Source organism: Pseudomonas sp. rhizo66 (assembly GCF_031931925.1).
Lineage (GTDB): Bacteria > Pseudomonadota > Gammaproteobacteria > Pseudomonadales > Pseudomonadaceae > Aquipseudomonas.
Map to the genome: position 1 here is coordinate 331,359 of NZ_JAUJWZ010000003.1, position 19,363 is coordinate 350,721.

Below are 19,363 nucleotides of genomic sequence, written 5' to 3' on the forward strand. Positions count from 1 at the left end.
CCCGACATGATCAGCACCAGGACAGGCTCACTCAGCCTGCTGGCCGGCGCGATGCTGCTGGCCAGCGCCAGCGCCTTCGCGACAGTGGAGCCGGTTAAGCCGGTGACCACCGCCAAAGAGCTGCAACAAGCCAAGACCTACACTGTCAGCAGCGCGCCGACCGAAGCGCTGAACCTGGCCGCGCCGAAACTGCCGGACATTTCCGGCTATACCGCCGAAGCCGCTGCCGCGAAAATCGTCCGCAGCAAAGCAGGCAAAGTCAGCGTGCGCCGGATGATGCAGGAAGACGCCCTGAAAGACTTCATTGGCGGCGACAACAAGATGGCCGAATGGGTGGTGCGTCAGCACGGCATCCCGCAGGCGATCTTCGTCGATGACGGCTACATGAACCTCAAGGATCTGGCGCAGAAACTGCCCAAGCAGTATTTCAGCGAGACCTCGCCGGGTGTGTACCTGTCGAAGTTGCCGATCGTGGTCGGCCGTAAAGGCATCCTCGAAATCGACGGCCAGACCCAGGAACTGCGCCTGTCGCAAGAAGCCGGTGCGTTCATGGTCAACGACGGCCAACTGTTCGTGCGTGACACCAAAGTCACCGGCTGGCGCGAAAAGGACAACGGCCCGGCGACCTTCCGTTCGCCGAAGGAATTCCGTCCGTTCCTGCTCGCCTGGGGCGGCACCGAGACCTACATCGTCAACAGCAAGATGGCCAGTTTCGGCTACGCCAACAGTAAGTCGTACGGGGTGAGTATTTCCCAGTACACGCCGAACATGGCCAAGGTGCTCAAGCGTCCTGAGCCGACCGGCTGGATCGTCGGCTCCGAGTTCTCCGACATGTGGTACGGCTTCTACTGCTACGAGACCCGCGACTTCGTGGTCAAGGGCAACACCTACAAAGACAACATCGTCTACGGCATCGACCCGCACGACCGTTCCCACGGCCTGATCATTGCCGAGAACACCGTGCACGGTACGAAGAAGAAGCACGGGATCATTATTTCCCGTGAGGTCAACGACAGCTTCATCTTCAACAACAAGAGCTTCGACAACCACCTCTCGGGTCTGGTGATCGACCGTAACAGCGTCAACAACATCATTGCCTACAACGAGATCTACAAGAACCACACCGACGGCATCACGCTCTACGAGTCTGCCGACAACCTGCTGTGGGGCAACAAGGTCATCAGCAACAAGCGCCACGGCATCCGCATTCGTAACAGCGTGAACATTCGCCTCTACGAAAACGTTGCCATGGCCAACGGCCTGACCGGCGTCTACGGCCACATCAAAGACCTGACCGACACCGACCGTGACATCAAGCTCGACCCGTTCGATGCGCAGGTATCGCTGATCGTCGTCGGCGGTGAACTGGCGGCCAATGGCAGCGGCCCGCTGTCGATCGACTCGCCCTTGAGTGTCGAGCTGTATCGCGTGTCGATGCTGGCGCCGACCAAATCCAGCGGCATCAGCTTCAACGGCATCCTTGGCGAGCGCCAGGATGAAATTCTCGACTTGCTGGTACGCCAGCAGAAAGCCGTGCTGATCGACCCTGTCGAACGCCAGACCGAAATGCAGGACTGAGGATAATTTTATGCACCCACACTTGATCAGATTACTCAGCCTGTCGGCCCTGACCGTGGGCATTCTTGCGGCCAGCCAAGGCGCGCGCGCCGATGAAGGTGCCGCTGCCACGCCGCCGAAGTTCAGCGCCGAACCGTGCTGCAACCTGTGCCCGGCCGCCCATGACGCGAAGAACTACACCACGCGTTATCAGCAGAACTTCACCACCCTGGTGCAGGCGCAAGGCGACTGGTTGTTCCGCACGCAGGAAGATTTGCGCACCGAGTTCAACACCACGCCGGCCGGCTACAAACGCCTGCAACAGTTGCACGATGCGTTCAAGGCCAAAGGCGTCGAACTGGTGATCGTTTATCAGCCGACCCGTGGTCTGGTGAACCGCAACAAGCTCAACCCGCAGGAAAAAGCCGCGTTCGATTACGAGAAAGCGCTGGGCAACTACAAGACCATGCTCGGCCGTTTCGCCAAGATGGGTTACGTGGTGCCAGACCTGTCGCCGCTGACCAACGAGTCGCTGCCGGACACCCTGCCCGCCCATGACTTCTACTTCCGCGGCGACCAGCACTGGACCCCGTACGGCGCGCAGCGCACGGCGAAAATCGTCGCCGAGAAGGTCAAGCAAATCCCGGCCTTCGCCGACATTCCCAAGCGTGAATTCGAGACCAAACGCTCCGGGCGCATGGGCAAGACCGGCACCCTGCACAACATGGCCGGGCAACTGTGCGGCACCAGTTACGCGATCCAGTACATGGACCAGTTCACCACCGAGCCGAAAGGCGAGGCCGGTGATGGCGACCTGTTCGGTGATTCCGGCAACCCGCAAATCACTCTGGTCGGCACCTCGCACAGCGGCAAGAACTACAACTTCGCCGGCTTCCTCGAAGAAGCCATTGGCGCCGATATTCTCAACGTCGCCTTCCCCGGCGGTGGCCTGGAAGGCTCGATGTTGCAGTACCTCGGTAGCGACGAATTCCAGAAGACGCCGCCGAAAATTCTCATCTGGGAATTCTCGCCGCTGTACCGCCTCGACCAGGAAACCATCTACCGCCAGATGATGTCTCTTCTCGACAACGGCTGCGAAGGCAAAGACGCGCAAATGTCCGCGAGCACCACGCTCAAGCCGGGCAGCAAACAAGAACTGCTGGTCAACAGCAAAAACCTGAACCTGCAGAACAGCAGCCATCAGGTCGACATCCGCTTCGCCGACCCTTCGGTGAAAACCCTGCAAGCCACCCTCTGGTACATGAACGGTCGCCACGAGGACATCAAGATCGAGAAACCGGAAACCTCCGACACCGACGGTCGTTTCGCCTTTGAGCTGCGCACGGACGAAGACTGGGCCTCGCAAAACCTGCTGGCAGTCGAAGTCCAGGGCCCGGAAGCGGGCACCGCGCCGCAGAAAGTCGAAGCGAAAATCTGCAAACGCAACGTATTCCCGGGCGCTGGGCAACAAACCGCTCAGGTCGGGCAATGAGGTCTGCTATGCGAAACTCGAAACTGAAAACTCTTTTAGCGCCGACGCTGCTCGGGCTGGCGATCCTCGCCGGCACCGCGCAGGCCGCCGCGCCACTGCGTCCGCCCCAGGGCTATTTTGCGCCTGTGGATAAATTCAAGACCGGTGACAAAAGCGAAGGCTGCGATGCCATGCCGACGCCGTACACCGGGCCGCTGCAATTTCGCAGCAAATACGAAGGTTCGGACAAGGCCCGCGCGACGCTGAACGTGCAGTCGGAAAAAGCCTTCCGCGACACCACCAAAGACATCACCACCCTGGAACGCGGCACCGCCAAACGGGTGATGCAGTTCATGCGCGACGGTCGTCCGGAACAACTGGACTGCACGTTGAACTGGCTGACCGCGTGGGCCAAGGCCGATGCGTTGATGTCGAAAGACTTCAACCACACCGGCAAGTCGATGCGCAAATGGGCGCTGGGCAGCATGGCCTCTTCGTACATTCGCCTGAAATTCTCCGACTCGCATCCACTGGCTCAGCATCAGCAGGAAGCGCAGTTGATCGAGGCGTGGTTCAGCAAAATGGCCGATCAGGTCGTCAGCGACTGGGACAACCTGCCGCTGGAAAAAACCAACAACCACTCGTACTGGGCCGCCTGGTCGGTGATGGCGACCTCGATCGCAACCAACCGCCGCGACCTGTTTGACTGGGCGGTGAAGGAATACAAGGTTGGCGTCAATCAAGTCGATGCCGACGGCTTCCTGCCGAACGAACTCAAGCGCCAGCAACGCGCCCTCGCCTATCACAACTACGCCCTGCCGCCGCTGGCGATGATCGCCAGTTTCGCCCAGGTCAACGGTGTCGATTTGCGTCAGGAGAACAATGGCGCGCTGAAGCGTCTCGGTGACCGGGTGTTGGCGGGGGTGAAAGACCCGGATGAATTCGAGAAGAAGAACGGCAAAGAGCAGGACATGACCGATCTCAAAGAGGACATGAAATTCGCCTGGCTCGAACCGTTTTGCACGCTCTACACCTGCCCGGCGGATGTGATCGAGAAGAAGCACGGCATGCAGCCGTTCAAGACCTTCCGCTTGGGTGGCGACCTGACCAAGGTCTATGACCCGGCGCATGAAAAGGGATAAAAGCCCCTCACCCTAACCCTCTCCCGGAGGGAGAGGGGACTGACCGAGGTGCTTTTGAGAAATCCGCCGACCTGATACATCGAGTCGATCTCAATATTGGCAGGGCCAGAGATCAGGCTCCCTCTCCCTCCGGGAGAGGGCGGGGGGTGAGGGCAGGTTTTCAAGGCCCGGCACAACCCTGACAGCAACACCGTTTCACCCCTCCATTACCACGGGGGGTTTGGGGGGGCTTTGGCCCTTGACTGTTGGTTCAAACATGGAGAGATCGGGATGGTATTTTCATCCAACGTGTTCCTGTTTCTGTTCTTGCCGATCTTTCTCGGCTTGTACTACTTGAGCGGGCAACGCTATCGCAATCTGCTGCTGCTGATCGCCAGCTACGTGTTCTACGCCTGGTGGCGTGTGGACTTCCTCGCGCTGTTCGCGGCCGTCACGCTGTGGAACTACTGGATCGGCCTCAAAGTCGGTGCCGCCGGTGTGCGGACCAAACCGGCGCAGCGCTGGCTGTTGCTGGGCGTCGCGGTGGACCTGTGCATCCTCGGCTACTTCAAGTACGCCAACTTCGGCGTCGACAGCATCAACGCGATGATGACGTCGGTCGGTCTTGAGCCGTTCATCCTCACCCACGTGCTGCTGCCGATCGGCATCTCGTTCTACATCTTCGAGTCGATCAGCTACATCATCGACGTGTATCGCGGCGACACCCCGGCCACGCGCAACCTCATCGACTTCGCGGCGTTCGTGGCGATCTTCCCGCACCTGATTGCCGGCCCGGTCCTGCGTTTCCGCGACCTCGCCGACCAGTTCAACAACCGCACGCACACCCTCGACAAGTTCTCCGAGGGCTGCACGCGGTTCATGCAGGGTTTCATCAAGAAGGTCTTTATCGCTGACACCCTCGCAGTGGTCGCTGACCATTGCTTCGCCCTGCAAAACCCGACCACCGGTGACGCCTGGCTCGGTGCGCTGGCCTACACCGCGCAGCTGTATTTCGACTTCTCCGGTTACAGCGACATGGCCATTGGTCTGGGCTTGATGATGGGTTTCCGTTTCATGGAAAACTTCAAGCAGCCGTACATCAGCCAGTCGATCACCGAGTTCTGGCGCCGCTGGCACATCAGCTTGTCGACCTGGCTGCGTGACTATCTGTACATCACCCTCGGTGGTAACCGTAAAGGCACGCTGATGACCTATCGCAACCTGTTCCTGACCATGCTCCTCGGTGGTCTGTGGCACGGCGCGAACATCACTTACATCGTCTGGGGCGCCTGGCACGGCATGTGGCTGGCGATCGAAAAAGCGCTGGGCCTGAACACCTCGCCGCGCAGCCTCAACCCGATTCGCTGGGCGCTGACCTTCCTGCTCGTGGTCATGGGCTGGGTGATCTTCCGTGCCGAGAACCTGCACGTTGCCGGTCGCATGTACGGCGCGATGTTCAGCTTCGGCGACTGGTCGCTGTCGGAACTCAATCAGGCCAGCCTCACCGGTCTGCAAGTGGCGACTCTGGTCGTGGCGTACGTGACGCTGGCCTTCTTCGGTCTGCGCGATCTGTACACCAATCAGCCACCGGCCAAGAGCAAACCTGAAGTCAACGTCGAGGCCAACGGCCCTGCCACCGCGACCCCGGGAATGATCAAAGCAGCGCCTGGCGAAAACCCGGCGAGCATCCATGAGCCTGGCTACACCGTCGGCGTCGAAGCCCAGGTGCAACCGGCCTACTGGAGCGCGGACTGGTCCCGCTATGTGATGCGCGGCCTGATCCTGCTGCTGTTTATCGCCTCGATTCTCAAACTCTCGGCGCAAAGCTTCTCGCCGTTCCTTTACTTCCAGTTCTGAGGGATCTGACATGACCCGCTCATTACGCATCTTCTACATCGCCCTGTTCCTGGTGACGCTGTTGGTCCTCGGTCTGTGGTCGGTTCGCAGTTTCTTCGGCTTCAGCACCAACGCCGATGCGACGGTGCTCAACGGCCGCTGGACCAAGGCTGTGGAAACCCACTACGACGATGAATTCCCGATCAAGCGTCTGGGCACCAACCTCTGGGCCGCGCTGGATTTCAAACTGTTCAACGAAGGTCGTCCGGGCGTAGTGCTCGGTCGCGATCAGTGGTTGTACAGCGATGAGGAATTCAACCCGATCGTCAACGAAGAGCTGAACCTGCAAGGCAACTACGCGCTGGTCGAAGGCGTGCGCCAGACCCTGAAAGAGAAAGGCGTGAAACTGGTGATGGCGATCGTGCCGGCCAAGGTTCGTCTGTACCCGGAGCATCTGGGTGAAGTGAAACCGGCGAGCATCCACGAAAACCTCTATCAGGATTTCCACCAGCGTGTGGCGGCCGACAAGATCCTCGCCCCTGACCTGCTCAAGCCATTGCAACAGGCCAAGCAGAACGGTCAGCAAGTGTTCCTGCGCACCGACACCCACTGGACGCCTGAGGGCGCCGAGATCGCCGCCAACACCCTGGCGAAAACCATCGCCGACAAGTTCCCGCTCAGCGGCGAGCCACAGCGCTTCGTTACCACGCCAGCGGAGAAGGTCACGCACAAGGGCGATCTGCGCTTGTTTCTGCCGCTCGACCCGCTGTTCGAAAACCTGATGCCGGCGCAAGAGCCGCTGCAGAAGCGCAACACCGTCGCGGCCGGCGAGCAGCCTGCCGGTGACGACGCGCTATTCGCCAGCAATGAAGTGCCGGTGGCATTGGTCGGTACCAGCTACAGCGCCAACCCTAACTGGAACTTCGTCGGTGCGCTGAAACAAGCGCTGCACAGCGACGTGGTGAGCTACGCCGAAGACGGCCACGGTCCGATCCTGCCGATGCTCAGCTACCTGAAAAGTGATGACTTCAAGAACAGCCCGCCACAGGTGCTGATCTGGGAGTTTCCTGAACGTTATCTGCCTGTGAACAACGAAATCGGCGACGCCGACCCGCAGTGGGTCGCAGAGCTTAAACAAGCCGGTGCACGCCAACAAAACGTAGCCATCAACACTAAATCCGAGACGCCCGATCGGGCGCAAAACTGAAAGAGAGGTACACCATGACTTTCACTACTACTCCTCGTCGTCTCGCTAAAAGCTTCGCACTGGTTGCTGGCCTCAGCGTGCTTTCCGTCCCAGCCTTCGCCGGTGGCGACGCCGCCCTGTACGGCCCGACCGCACCGAAAGGCTCGACCTTTGTGCGGGTCTACAACGCCAGCAACGCCGAAGTCAGCGCCACCGTCGGCAGCACCAACCTGAGCGATGTTGCGCCACTGGCCAGCAGCGACTTCAGCTTCATGCCGGGCGGCGATTACAGCGCCAAAATCGGCAGCCAGACCCTGCCGGTGAAACTGGCCGGTGACCACTACTACACCCTGGTCAACAACGCGTCCGGCGCACCGCAACTGATCGAAGAACCACCGTTCAAGAACAAGCAGAAATCCCTGGTGCGCGTGCAGAACCTCAGCGACAAGCCGCTGACCCTGAAGACTGCCGACGGCAAGACTGAAGTGGTGCCAAACGTGGCCGCCAAGGGCCGTGGCGAACGTGAAATCAACCCGGTGAAAGTCAGCCTGGCGCTGTACGAAGGTGACAAGAAAGTCGGCGACGTAAAACCAGTCGCCTTGGAACGCGGTGAAGCAGCGGTGCTGTACGTCACCGGCAGCGGCAGCAGCCTGTCGCCAGTCTGGGTGAAACGCCCGGTATCGACCCGCTAACAAATTTCCCGATGAGACGCTGACCCCTGTAGGAGCTGCGGCACGCTGCGATCTTTTGACTTTGTTTTTGAAGATCAAGATCACCAGATCGCAGCCTTCGGCAGCTCCTACAGGGGAATGCGGCGGCCTCTCGGTACGAGACAAAAACAAGAGTGAAACGACACAGCGTTCGTGCCTCTAACCAATCGATTTTATGGAGTAAACATTATGATTCCGGTGATCTTGTCAGGTGGTAGCGGTTCGCGTCTCTGGCCGCTTTCGCGTAAGCAGTTCCCTAAACAGTTCCTCGCCCTGACCGGCGAACACACTCTATTCCAGCAGACCCTCGAGCGCCTGGTGTTCGAAGGCATGGACACCCCGATCGTGGTCTGCAACAAGGATCACCGCTTCATCGTCAACGAGCAGTTGGCCAATCGTAAACTGGAATGCCAACGCATCCTGATGGAACCGTTCGGCCGCAACACTGCGCCAGCCGTAGCGCTGACGGCGATGATGCTGGTCAATGAAGGCCGTGACGAACTGATGCTAGTGCTGCCAGCCGACCACGTGCTGGAAGATCAGAAAGCCCTGCAACGCGCATTGGCTCTGGCCACCGTCGCTGCCGAAAACGGCGAAATGGTCCTGTTCGGCGTGCCGGCGACCAAACCGGAAACCGGTTACGGCTACATCAAATCCACCGGCGATTCGCTGCTGCCCGAAGGCGTCAGCCGCGTCTCGCACTTCGTCGAAAAACCTGACGTCAAACGTGCCACCGAGTACGTCGAATCCGGCGGTTACTACTGGAACAGCGGCATGTTCCTGTTCCGCGCCAGCCGCTTCCTTGAAGAGCTGAAAAAGCACGACCCGGACATCTACGACACCTGCCTGCTGACCCTTGAGCGCAGCCAGCAGGACGCCGACACCATCACCTTCGACGAAGCCACCTTCGCCTGCTGCCCGGACAATTCCATCGACTACTCCGTCATGGAAAAAACCCAGCGCGCCTGCGTGGTGCCGCTGACTGCTGGCTGGAGCGACGTCGGTTGCTGGTCGTCGCTGTGGGAAGTCAACGAGAAAGACGCCAACGGCAACGTCACCAAGGGCGATGTGGTGATTCAGGACAGCAAGAACTGCATGATCCACGGCAACGGCAAACTGGTGTCGGTGATCGGCCTGGAAAATATCGTCGTGGTCGAAACCAAAGACGCCATGATGATCGCCCACAAAGACAAGGTTCAGGGCGTCAAGCAAATGGTCAACACGCTCAATGAGCAGGGCCGCAGCGAAACCCAGAACCACTGCGAAGTCTATCGTCCGTGGGGTTCGTATGACTCGGTGGACATGGGCGGGCGTTTCCAGGTCAAGCACATCTCGGTAAAACCGGGCGCGTGCCTGTCGCTGCAGATGCACCATCACCGCGCCGAGCACTGGATCGTGGTCAGCGGCACCGCCGAAGTGACCTGCGATGAAAACGTGTTCCTGCTCTGCGAAAACCAGTCGACCTACATCCCTATCGCCTCGGTGCATCGCCTGCGCAACCCGGGCAAGATCCCGCTGGAAATCATCGAAGTGCAATCGGGCAGCTACCTGGGTGAAGACGATATCGAACGCTTCGAAGATATCTACGGCCGCTCCACTCCGGTCGAACGCGGCGTGTCGGTGAAGACCATCGCGCAGTAACTGATCGATAAAACAAGAAGCCCCCGTCCAGCCCACTGCGTCCCCTATCCGCAGCGGGTTGGGCGGGGGCTTCTTTTTACAATCAGAAGATCGCAGCGGGCGGCAGCTTCTACAGGACAAACGCGTTCCAACTGTAGGAGCTGCCGCAGGCTGCGATCTTTTGACTTTGCCCTGCCCATCGCCAACCTCACCTACGCTTAGGTAGGATGACCCTCTCTCTCCTCGAGGTTGTGCGACATGTTCATCGGCATTCTGCTGGTCATCACCTGGTTGATCCTGCTGTTGCGCTACCCGGCCAAAGCTTTACCGGTTTCCGTGGCGGCGGCGATTGGCCTGGGTTTCGTAGCCATGTGGGTGGTGTGGCTGGACAACCGCGAGATCAAGCAACTGGCGCGCCTTGAGATGCGCATCGCCTACGCTCCCGAACAGTGCCCAGCCGATCGTCCGCTGCAACTGAAAATGAAGAACGGCAACGACGTGCCCCTGACCGAACTGCGCTGGCGCATCGCTGCCTACGCGCCGGGCGACACGGTCAACCTGGCCGACAACCAATACACCGCCCCGCGCTATCGTGGCCCCGGCGAATTGCAGGCCGGCGGCGAATGGGAAGACTGCCTGCCGATGCCGCCGCTGCGCCCCGGATATCGCCCGCAAACCCTGGAGTTTCGCGCCGAGCGCTTACAGGGTAGTTTCTCCGACTGATCCCCTCCCCCCACTCTTTTGCACAAGGAAGGCGCCATGCCCGTTGCATTGATTACCGGTTGTTCCAGCGGCATCGGCCGCGCCCTCGCTGATGCGTTCAAAGCTGCCGGGTACAAAGTCTGGGCCAGTGCGCGCAAGGCTGAGGATGTTGCTGCGCTGGCAAGTGCCGGATTCACTGCGGTGCAACTGGACGTCAATGACAGCGCGGCGCTGGAGCAACTTGGCGAGCGGATCAACCAGCAACACGGCGGCCTCGATGTGCTGATCAACAATGCCGGTTACGGCGCCATGGGGCCGCTGCTCGACGGCGGAGTGGCGGCCATGCAGCGCCAGTTCGAAACCAATGTGTTTTCGATCGTCGGTGTCACCCGCACGCTGTTCCCGGTGCTGCGCCGGGCCAAGGGGCTGGTGGTGAATATCGGCAGTGTGTCAGGGGTTTTGGTCACGCCATTCGCCGGTGCGTACTGCGCATCGAAGGCGGCAGTGCATGCCTTGAGCGATGCCTTGCGCATGGAACTGGCGCCGTTCGGCATTCGCGTGATGGAAGTCCAGCCGGGGGCGATTCAATCGAGTTTTGCCAAGAATGCCGGGCATGAGGCAGAGCAATTGATCAATGAACAATCGCCGTGGTTTCCGCTGCGCGAGGGCATTCGCGCACGGGCAAAGGCATCGCAGGACAAGCCGACGCCGGCCAGTGAGTTTGCAGACGTACTGCTCAATGCCGTGCAACAGCGCAAACCGCCACGGCTGATCCGTATCGGCAATGGCAGCCGGGCGCTGCCGATGCTGGCGGCGTTGCTGCCCAAGGGGTTGCTGGAGTCGACGTTGATGAAACGCTTCGGCTTGCGCAGGCAGCTTTGATTCACTTCGGTGAAATTGCCAAATCGGTCGATCCACGTAGAATGCGCCGCACTTGAAGCGCCCGCCGCTTCAAGTGAACCCGATAGCGTATGGAATCGCTGGCGCAAGCATCGAAGCAAGGGAATTGCTGAACACTGATACCCCCTCCCCCCGACCTTTCCTTCTCGGAAACGGCCGCTGCTTTGTTGAACTGCCTGAGGCGAGCCCTGCTTTTACGCTCCAATCCAGATCAGGAAACATCTTGTGAAAGTTTTCAACGTATTGCCTCTGGCATTGCTCACCGTGCTGGCTGGTTGTGCAAGCAAAGAAACCCCTCTCAATGACACTCTGCCGTTACTGACTCAGCAGGACGTATTGCCGGTCGTCACGGCCAGTGAACTCTGCAACCCGCAGATGGATAGCGACATTCTGTTCGGCATCGGTTTCCAGATGTACGAAAACCAGGAGCTCGACGACGCCAAGACCTGCATGGTCATGGCCGCGCCGAAACACCCACGCGCGTTTTGCTACCTGTCGATGATTACCGCTCAGGACGAACAGCTGACCACCGAGCAGCGTAACCGCCAAGCCTTCAACTACACGGCTTACGCGGCGCGGCAAAACGACTGGTGCGCAGAATACGGCCTGTATCAGGACTACAAATACGGCAACTCCGGGGTCAAGGCAGATGCGGCGCTGGCCACTCGCTGGCTGGAGCGCTCGTCGGTGCACGGCTATCCCGAGGCGCAGAAGGACCTGATCAAGCAGTACGAGGAGCAAGGCAATCTGGTCGCGGCCTACGCTTGGACCAAGATCATGGCCAAAGCCGATGACGCAACGGCGGCCGACGCCCTGAAAAAGAAAATGACGGCTGCGCAAATCGCCGAAGGCGACAAGCGTTACAGCGAACTTGCCGGCCAGGTCACCAGCAAGGAAGCCATGTACGCCGAAGCGCGGGAAGAAGACGTCGGCCGTTACTCTGCCGAGATCTACCAGGAATGGCCGGACACCTTCAAGGGCATGTCGTCAACCGAGCGTTACGACTACGTGAAGCAAACCATGTACACGGCAATCAAGCAGCCGTTCACCAAGAGCCGTGGCCACGTGCTGAGCTACATCGTGATCGATCGCGCTGCCAAGCTGAAAAAGTCTTACGCGGATATCTCGAAGGACCAGCGCATCGTCGCCATCATGGAAGATCCAGAGTTGTCGGTCGGTGAAACCATCGAGTCCGGTCTGCTGGTGGTCAAAAAGTTCTACAACTAAATACATACCTGTGGCGAGGGAGCTTGCTCCCTCGCCACAAAAAGATTTCTTGATACCCGTTATTCGCTGGCGTCCTGCTGCACCACCACCGTGCAAGTAATCCCCGCCGCCAGCAACACCCCATCCGGCACTTCATCAATATGAATCCGCACCGGCACCCGCTGGGCCAGACGTACCCAGTTGAACGTCGGGTTCACATCGGCGATCAGCTCGCGGCTTTCCGGGTTGTCGCGGTCATAGATGCCGCGCGAGATGCTCTCCACGTGTCCCTTCAAGACTTCGCCGCTCATCAACTGCATGTCGGCCTTGTCGCCCACTTTCACGTGGGGCAGTTTGGTCTCTTCAAAAAAGCCGTAAACCCAGAACGAATTCATGTCGACCACAGCCATTTTCGCCTCGCCGATGCGCGCATAGTCACCGCGATGTACGTTGAGGTTGGTCACATAACCGTCGACCGCGGCGCGCACTTCGGTGCGTTTGAGGTTGAGTTCGGCCGCTTCCAGTTGCGCTTGGGCGTGTTGATAATCGGCCAGCGCGGCGTCGGCGATGTTGCTGGCGTCGTCGCGGTTTTCCTTGGAGATCACCAGGTTGTCGAGGTCGGCGCGGCGATGGGCGTTGACCTTGCGCATCTCCCACGTCGACTTGCGCGAAGCGACCAGCGACTGCGCCTGTTTCACCGCGATGCGGTAATGCTCCGGGTCGATCTGCATGAGCAAATCGCCTTTCTTAACCAGTTGGTTGTCACGCACCGGCACATCGATCACTTCACCGGTGACGTCGGCGGCAACGTTGATAATGTCGGCGCGAACCCGGCCATCGCGGGTCCACGGCGTGTTCATGTAGTGCTCCCACAACGTGCGGCCGATCCACAGCGCCAAGGCCAGAACCAGCAGGGTCGCGAGCAGGCTGAAAAACTTTTTCATCAGATCGTTCTCAACGGTAAACAGTCAGCGCCATGGCGCCGAACAGACAGGTAAACAGACTCAGACGCAACAGCGCCGGGTGCCAGAAAAAACGGTACAGATCGAACCCGGACAGGAACCGGTCCACCGCCCAGGCCAGTGCCGCAGCGATGAAAAACATCAGGGTCATGGTCGGCATGTACACGCCGTGGAAGGCGATTTCACGAGGCATGGGCAAGTCCTTCGGGCTTGGCGATGGCGTAGGCAGCGAGTGGTGATTGCGGGTCGAGCAGCGAAGTGCGGATAAAGTGCAGATAGCTCTTCACCCGCCGCAACGCCGAAGTATCGAAGTGCGGCGCGAACGGTTCATCAGTGGCCGCCACGCGACTGATCGCATGATCGACCGCCACCAGCGCACGTTCGAGATTGCTTGAGTTGGGCTGCAGAAACAGCCGCACCAGCGCGCGGCCCATCACGCGGATTGCCTGCCGCCACGGCTGCGATTCGGCATAGGCCGGGTGCACCGGCAGAATCGCCTGTTCCTTGCGCAACTCGATGATTGCGTGGCCGACTTCCAGGACCACAAACATCCAGCGCAGCAGGTGCTTTTGCACCTTCGGCTGCCCGGCCGCGAGACCGTAGGCCTGATGCAGCAAATCGCGGGTACGGCTCTCGAAACTCGAAGCGAGGCCTTTGAGCTTTCCGCTGATCGCGTAGACCACTTGCCCGCGCAAATCCTGCTCCAGACGTTTCCACAACCAGCGGCTGTTCGGCGGCAGAATAATTGCCCCGGCAGCGGCACAGACCAACATGCCCATGACCATGGCGATGTAGTCGTTGATGAAGGTGTATGGGTTGTAGACGGTCAGGTTATCCGGCACCGAACCGGTGCTGAAGAAGATCAGCAACCCGAGGCCGACACCGGCGTATTGCGGGCGCGACGTGAGGAACGAACCGAGCACGATGACGGGTGCGAGCATCACGCACAGCAGCGGGAAACCGTCGATCCACGGGAAGATGAAAAACATCTCGACGAAGCCGATCAGCGCGCCGAGAAACGTACCGCACGCCATTTGGAATGCCATGCGTTTCGGGTTCGGCGTGGCGGCGGAGAGGCCCACGGTGGCGGCCGCAATCAGGGTCATCGTCGCGCCGCTTGGCCATGCGGTGGCGACCCAATAACTGCCCAGCACGATGAGGATGAACGAGGCGCGTATGCCTGATGCAGCGGCGGCCCACCAGTTGGTTTGCGGGGTGAACGGTTCGTCCCAGCGCTCACGTTCATGGCGGTGATCGGCCAATGAGGCGTGGGTCTGGGCATAACTGTGCAGGTCGTCGACGAAGCGATAAAGCAGTTCGTACGCGGTGTGGAAATCCAGTTGCTCGGCGTCGCTCGGTTCGCTCTCCTGGAAGAGGGCGCGCAGGCTGCGCACACGTGCCGGCAGGCCTTCCTTGTAACTCGCCAGCGCTGTCGCCAAACGGGCGGCGTCGGGGCTGGTCAGGGCACGACCGCTGAAGCCGTCGAGCACTTCGGCGAGATCCTGCAGACCCGGTCTGATCGCGGCAACCACATGTTCTTCGCCATTGCCGCGCAAGCGTTCAAGCAACTGATGCAGCGCGTTGAAGCGCGTGGTGATGCCCATGAACTCGCTGTTCAAACGGCTCAATCGACCGTTGCGCCGACGCATGTGCGGGTCTTCGAACACGGTCACGCTGCGCAGCCCTTCGAGGCCCACGGCTTCAGCAATGAAACGCACGTTGCTCGCCTCGAAAGACTCGGCTTTGCTGCGCCCGCGCAGGCCATCGGTGACGAACAGCGCGAATACACCAAAGCGCTGATACAGGGCGTTACGCATGGCCGCGCTGGCGGTTTGCGGCAGGATCGCGGCGCTGATCAAGGTCGAGCAGAGAATCCCCAGCGAGATCTCCAGCACCCGCCAAACGGCCGCCATGAAAGCGCCGTCCGGATGCGCCAGCGCGGGCAAGCCAACCATCGCCGCGGTGTACCCGGCGAGGACAAAACCGTAGGCGCGGAAATTGCGGCAACGCGCAGCACCGGCCGAGCAGATGCCGACCCAGATCGCCAGCGAACCGAGGAACAGCTCGGTGTTTTGCGCGAACAACGCGATCAACGTGACCATCATCGCCGACCCGGCCAACGTGCCGAGGAAGCGATAGAAACTCTTGGCAAACACCTGGCCGCTTTGCGGCTGCATGACGATGAACACGGTGATCATCGCCGTGCGCGGTTGCGGCAATTCCAGGCGCATGGCCAGCCACAGCGTGAGAAACGCGGCGATCAACACCTTGAAGATGTAGACCCAGGTCACGCCATCGCTGCGCGCCCAGTCGAAGAAACCTCGGCGCCATTCCAGGGAGTAGAGCCAGCGCAGAGGTGCGGGCAAGGAAGTCATTTAATTGCGCTCAAAGAGATTCGGTCTGGTTGCAGAATCTGTGGGAGCGAGCCTGCTCGCGAATGCGTTTTCATATTCAACGTTGATGTCGACTGATGAACCGCTTTCGCGAGCAGGCTCGCTCCCACATTGGGTCGTGTGTTCAACGCAGGAGAACCGGGGTTTTCGGCGCTTGGGTTTTCTCGGCGGTCGGCACATCGTTGCCGGCACCGAGGCCACCGCCCAGCGCCGTCACCAACTCGGCATGCGCACTCAACCGAGCCGCCTGCACCTGCTGCTGCACCTGCTGCTGTTTGAACAGCAACGTCTGCGCATTGAGCACGTTGAGGTAATCGGTGAGGCCACGCTGATAGGCGATCATCGCGATGTCGTAAGTCTTCTGCGCGGTGGCCACCGACTCGGCGGCAAAGCCTTGCTGTTTGTCCATCGACTCGCGGCGGATCAACTGATCGGAAATGTTCTTCAGCGCATTGACCAGCGTCTGGTTGTAATGCGCCACGGCGATGTCGTAACCGGCGGAGGCTTCACCCAATTCGGCGCGCAGTCGGCCACCGTCGAAGATCGGCAGCGAGATCGCCGGCCCGACGTTGTAGTTGAGTTTCTTGCCGGTCAAAAACTCCAGCGCACCGCCGCCGGTGGCCATGTAACCGAGGCTGCCGACCAGATCGACGTTGGGGTAAAACCCGGCGTGAGCGACATCGATACCCCGCGCCTGCGCCGCCACTTGCCAGCGACTGGCGACCACATCGGGCCGCTGGCCGAGCAATTCGGCGGGCAGAGCCGACGGCAGTTTCAACGCAGCAGCGAGTGACAGTGTCGGACGCTGCAAGTGCGCGCCCGCCCCCGGCCCCTGTCCGGCGAGCGCGGCAATCTGGTTGCGACTCAGGGCGATTTCTTCGTCTAGCGCATCGAGCTGGCGATGGGTTTCCGGCAGCGGCGTTTCGGCCTGACTGACTTCGAAGTGCGTGCCGATTCCGCCGTTCAAACGTTTCTGCGCCAGATCGAGAATCTGCTGTTGCTGTTTGAGCGTCGCGGCAACGATGTCGCGCTGCGCGTAATGCAGCGACAGTTCGATGTAGGCGCGGACGATGTTGTTCTGCAATTCGAGCTGCGCCAATCGCGCCTCGGCGGCGCTCATGTGCGCCAGATCCACCGCGCGTTCACTGGCATTGCTTTCACGGCCCCAGAGATCAAGCGCGTAGCTGAAACCCAGCGCGGCGTTGTTATCCCAGGTGGTGGTGTTGGCCAGATCGCCTGGGCCGTAGAACTGATCGGTCGGCCAGTTGTGCCGTTTGAGGGTCGACTCGCCATTGATCTGCAACGACTCGGCCGCCTCGGCGACGCCGGCCAGGGCTTTAGCTTGACGGACTCGCGCAGCGGCCATGGCCATGCTCGGGCTGCCTTGCACGGCGAGGTCGATCCAGCGATTGAGTTGCGGGTCGCCGTAGGCTTGCCACCATTGCGCGGTGGGCCAGTGGGCGTCACGGGCGGCGTGGGCGATGGCGTCATCGGTGGCCAGCGTATCGGCCTCGATTGCCGTGCCCTGTGGGGCAATTCCGTCCGTTGAGATGCAGCCGCCAAGACCCAGGGTAAAAGCCAGAACACTGAGCGGCAAAAGCGCTCTGTTGATGCGACGCGGCACAGCTGCGAATTCCTGAGAGAGGGGTAGATCGAGAACCCGTGTTGGAGCTGCCGCAGGCTGCGATCTTTTGATCTTGATTCCCTTAAAACAAAATCAAAAGATCGCAGCCTGCGGCAGCTCCTACAGGGATCGGCGCAATTCTATGGAACGCCCTGTACCGCGATAAGCTGGGATTTCTGTGAATCTTTGTTACGGTTAACGAGATAATCCTTAAGTCTGGGGTCTCGCCCCTGAAACTTCGTGTCACAATTTGCCATCTCCCTTGAGAGCACCCCATGGACACTTTGCAAAATATGCGCGCCTTCAGTTGTGTCGCCGAAGCCGGCAGCTTCACCGCCGCCGCCGTGCAACTCGACACCACCACCGCCAACGTCTCGCGCGCGGTCTCCAACCTGGAAGCCCACCTGCAAACCCGTTTGCTCAACCGCACCACGCGGCGCATCGCCCTGACCGAAGCGGGCAAGCGCTACCTGCTGCGCTGCGAACAGATCCTCGCCTACGTCGAAGAGGCCGAAGCCGAAGCCAGCGACGCCCACGCGCGCCCGGCCGGGCAATTGAAAGTGCACACCATGACCGGTATCGGCCAGCACTTCGTCATCGATGCCATTGCCCGCTACCGCAAGACCCACCCGGACGTCACCTTCGACCTGACCCTGGCCAACCGCGTGCCGGACCTGCTCGACGAGGGCTACGACGTGTCCATCGTGCTCGCCAGCGAACTGCCGGATTCGGGTTTTGTTTCGCAACGGCTGGGCATCACCTACAGCATCGTGTGCGCCTCCCCGGCCTACGTGAAAGCCAACGGCGCCGCGCAAAAGCCCAGCGACCTGCTCAACCACGCCTGCCTGCGCCTGGTCAGCCCGGTGATCCCCCTGGAAAAATGGGCCTTCGACGGCCCGGAAGGCCAGGAAATGGTCACCATCAACAGTTCGCCATTTCTGGTGAACTCCGCCGACGCGATGAAAACCGCGATCACCAGCGGCATGGGCGTGGGCGTGTTGCCGGTGTATGCAGCGATCGAAGGTCTGCGCAACGGCACACTGGTGCGGGTCATGCCGAACTACCGCTCGCAGGAGCTGAACCTGTATGCGATCTACCCGTCGCGGCAATATCTGGATGCGAAGATCAAAACGTGGGTTGAGTATTTGCGCGGCTCGTTGCCAGAGATTCTCGCCGCCCACCAAGCCGAATTGGCCGTTTACGAATTAAGCGGCAGCCTCGCCGGCGCGCGCGTCGCCAACTGATTTTCAACACACCACGAAACCTGTAGGAGCTGCCGCAGGCTGCGATCTTTTGATCCTGATGTTTAAAAATCAAAAGATCGCAGCCTACGGCAGCGCCTACAGAATGGGGATTTCGCGGATCTTTCCGACAGGTTTTGCAGGTTGTCCGTCGGAAGTGCGGTGGCTAGGATTTGGGTGTCGCTGACGAATCAGCGACCGGGTCTGGAAAACCCGATTTCAACTACCAAGGCTCATGGCATACTGCGGCGCTTTTAGCTCGCAATGTTATGGCGGCTGTGCGCGGGAGGCCCTAGGGCCTGCCGGTTTTGGCTAAGTTGACCGGTTTTTCCAGTCCGCGCACAGTTGCCACCCTTTCGCCTGGAAAACGAAAAGTGGCAGCTTCAACTCAACTTGCCACGAGTATGTTTCCTATGTTCAAACCAACGCCCAATCCACCTGAAACCGAAGACACCACCCCCTACGAATTCCCCGGCTCAAAGAAATTCCACGAAGCCGCCGACCGCGCCCTCGACCACTACCTCAAACCCAACGCCCTGACCCTGCGCTTTCACAAACCCAGCACCATGTTCCAGGTCGCCCCCGATCAGGACAGCGAAAGTCTGCTGGTCCACGCCTGCGAATCCCTGGCCCAGGCCAGTCTCATGACCAGCGACATCGCCGCCTACATCGACCTGCCGCAGCGACGGACGATTCTGGCCATCCAGCAAATCATCATGCTCGCCGAACTGGCGGTGAACCGCGTGCTGGATAACCACGAAATCCCGAAATCCCCGGCCCACAGCTAAAAGCCCCTCACCCTGACCCTCTCCCAAAGGGAGAGGGGACTGACCC

16 protein-coding genes are annotated in these 19,363 nt (G+C 60.2%); 12 read left to right on the forward strand and 4 right to left on the reverse strand.

Features of this window, described 5'->3' with window-relative positions; genetic code table 11:
- Positions 1 to 6 precede the first annotated feature (6 nt).
- The 10 genes from algG to QZR14_RS05895 all read left to right on the forward strand — a co-directional run bounded on the left by algG (position 7) and on the right by QZR14_RS05895 (position 12,330).
- Positions 7 to 1,578 (forward strand): mannuronan 5-epimerase AlgG, encoded by a 1,572-nt coding sequence (gene algG, locus QZR14_RS05850; protein ID WP_250607362.1) that lies wholly within the window; start codon positions 7 to 9, stop codon positions 1,576 to 1,578.
- A gap of 10 nt (positions 1,579 to 1,588) precedes the next feature.
- The gene (locus QZR14_RS05855) at positions 1,589 to 3,049 is read left to right on the forward strand and encodes an alginate O-acetyltransferase (protein WP_311996101.1); all 1,461 of its coding nucleotides are present in this window, start codon (positions 1,589 to 1,591) and stop codon (positions 3,047 to 3,049) included.
- 8 nt (positions 3,050 to 3,057) lie between these two features.
- Complete coding sequence (locus QZR14_RS05860) at positions 3,058 to 4,170, forward strand: mannuronate-specific alginate lyase (protein ID WP_250607358.1); 1,113 nt, start codon at positions 3,058 to 3,060, stop codon at positions 4,168 to 4,170.
- Positions 4,171 to 4,440: 270 nt separating this feature from the next.
- A complete protein-coding gene (locus QZR14_RS05865) occupies positions 4,441 to 6,006 on the forward strand; it encodes an MBOAT family O-acyltransferase (RefSeq protein ID WP_016985188.1) in 1,566 nt (521 codons plus the stop codon).
- Between the two features lie 10 nt (positions 6,007 to 6,016).
- Positions 6,017 to 7,192, forward strand: coding sequence for an alginate O-acetyltransferase (locus QZR14_RS05870; protein WP_122843191.1), 1,176 nt, complete (start codon positions 6,017 to 6,019; stop codon positions 7,190 to 7,192).
- A 14-nt stretch (positions 7,193 to 7,206) separates the two neighbouring features.
- Positions 7,207 to 7,863, forward strand: coding sequence for an alginate O-acetyltransferase AlgF (locus tag QZR14_RS05875; RefSeq protein ID WP_311996102.1), 657 nt, complete (start codon positions 7,207 to 7,209; stop codon positions 7,861 to 7,863).
- A 207-nt stretch (positions 7,864 to 8,070) separates the two neighbouring features.
- A complete protein-coding gene (locus QZR14_RS05880; protein WP_311996103.1) occupies positions 8,071 to 9,522 on the forward strand; it encodes a mannose-1-phosphate guanylyltransferase/mannose-6-phosphate isomerase in 1,452 nt (483 codons plus the stop codon).
- Between the two features lie 237 nt (positions 9,523 to 9,759).
- A complete protein-coding gene (locus QZR14_RS05885; RefSeq protein ID WP_093436253.1) occupies positions 9,760 to 10,224 on the forward strand; it encodes a multidrug transporter in 465 nt (154 codons plus the stop codon).
- Between the two features lie 36 nt (positions 10,225 to 10,260).
- Complete coding sequence (locus QZR14_RS05890; RefSeq protein WP_311996104.1) at positions 10,261 to 11,085, forward strand: SDR family oxidoreductase; 825 nt, start codon at positions 10,261 to 10,263, stop codon at positions 11,083 to 11,085.
- A gap of 243 nt (positions 11,086 to 11,328) precedes the next feature.
- The gene (locus QZR14_RS05895; protein WP_250607348.1) at positions 11,329 to 12,330 is read left to right on the forward strand and encodes a sel1 repeat family protein; all 1,002 of its coding nucleotides are present in this window, start codon (positions 11,329 to 11,331) and stop codon (positions 12,328 to 12,330) included.
- Between the two features lie 59 nt (positions 12,331 to 12,389).
- Here the strand turns inward: QZR14_RS05895 and QZR14_RS05900 are convergent, their stop codons facing one another.
- The 4 genes from QZR14_RS05900 to QZR14_RS05915 all read right to left on the reverse strand — a co-directional run bounded on the left by QZR14_RS05900 (position 12,390) and on the right by QZR14_RS05915 (position 17,288).
- On the reverse strand, positions 12,390 to 13,253 hold the full coding sequence (locus QZR14_RS05900) for an HlyD family secretion protein (protein WP_311996105.1): 864 nt from the start codon (positions 13,251 to 13,253) through the stop codon (positions 12,390 to 12,392).
- A 10-nt stretch (positions 13,254 to 13,263) separates the two neighbouring features.
- On the reverse strand, positions 13,264 to 13,464 hold the full coding sequence (locus QZR14_RS05905) for a DUF1656 domain-containing protein (protein WP_007914106.1): 201 nt from the start codon (positions 13,462 to 13,464) through the stop codon (positions 13,264 to 13,266).
- Positions 13,454 to 15,646 (reverse strand): FUSC family protein, encoded by a 2,193-nt coding sequence (locus tag QZR14_RS05910; protein ID WP_311996106.1) that lies wholly within the window; start codon positions 15,644 to 15,646, stop codon positions 13,454 to 13,456. Before QZR14_RS05910 ends, QZR14_RS05905 begins: the two co-directional genes overlap by 11 nt.
- Before the next feature lie 142 nt (positions 15,647 to 15,788).
- Positions 15,789 to 17,288 (reverse strand): efflux transporter outer membrane subunit, encoded by a 1,500-nt coding sequence (locus QZR14_RS05915; RefSeq protein WP_311996107.1) that lies wholly within the window; start codon positions 17,286 to 17,288, stop codon positions 15,789 to 15,791.
- Positions 17,289 to 17,563: 275 nt separating this feature from the next.
- Here QZR14_RS05915 and QZR14_RS05920 point away from each other — a divergent pair, with 275 nt between their 5' ends.
- Both QZR14_RS05920 and QZR14_RS05925 read left to right on the forward strand, forming a co-directional pair.
- Positions 17,564 to 18,532, forward strand: coding sequence for a LysR family transcriptional regulator (locus tag QZR14_RS05920; RefSeq protein ID WP_123451821.1), 969 nt, complete (start codon positions 17,564 to 17,566; stop codon positions 18,530 to 18,532).
- A 410-nt stretch (positions 18,533 to 18,942) separates the two neighbouring features.
- Positions 18,943 to 19,317 carry a DUF6124 family protein gene (locus QZR14_RS05925; RefSeq protein ID WP_311996108.1) on the forward strand — a complete coding sequence of 125 codons (375 nt, stop codon included), beginning with the start codon at positions 18,943 to 18,945 and terminating at the stop codon, positions 19,315 to 19,317.
- Positions 19,318 to 19,363 lie beyond the last annotated feature (46 nt).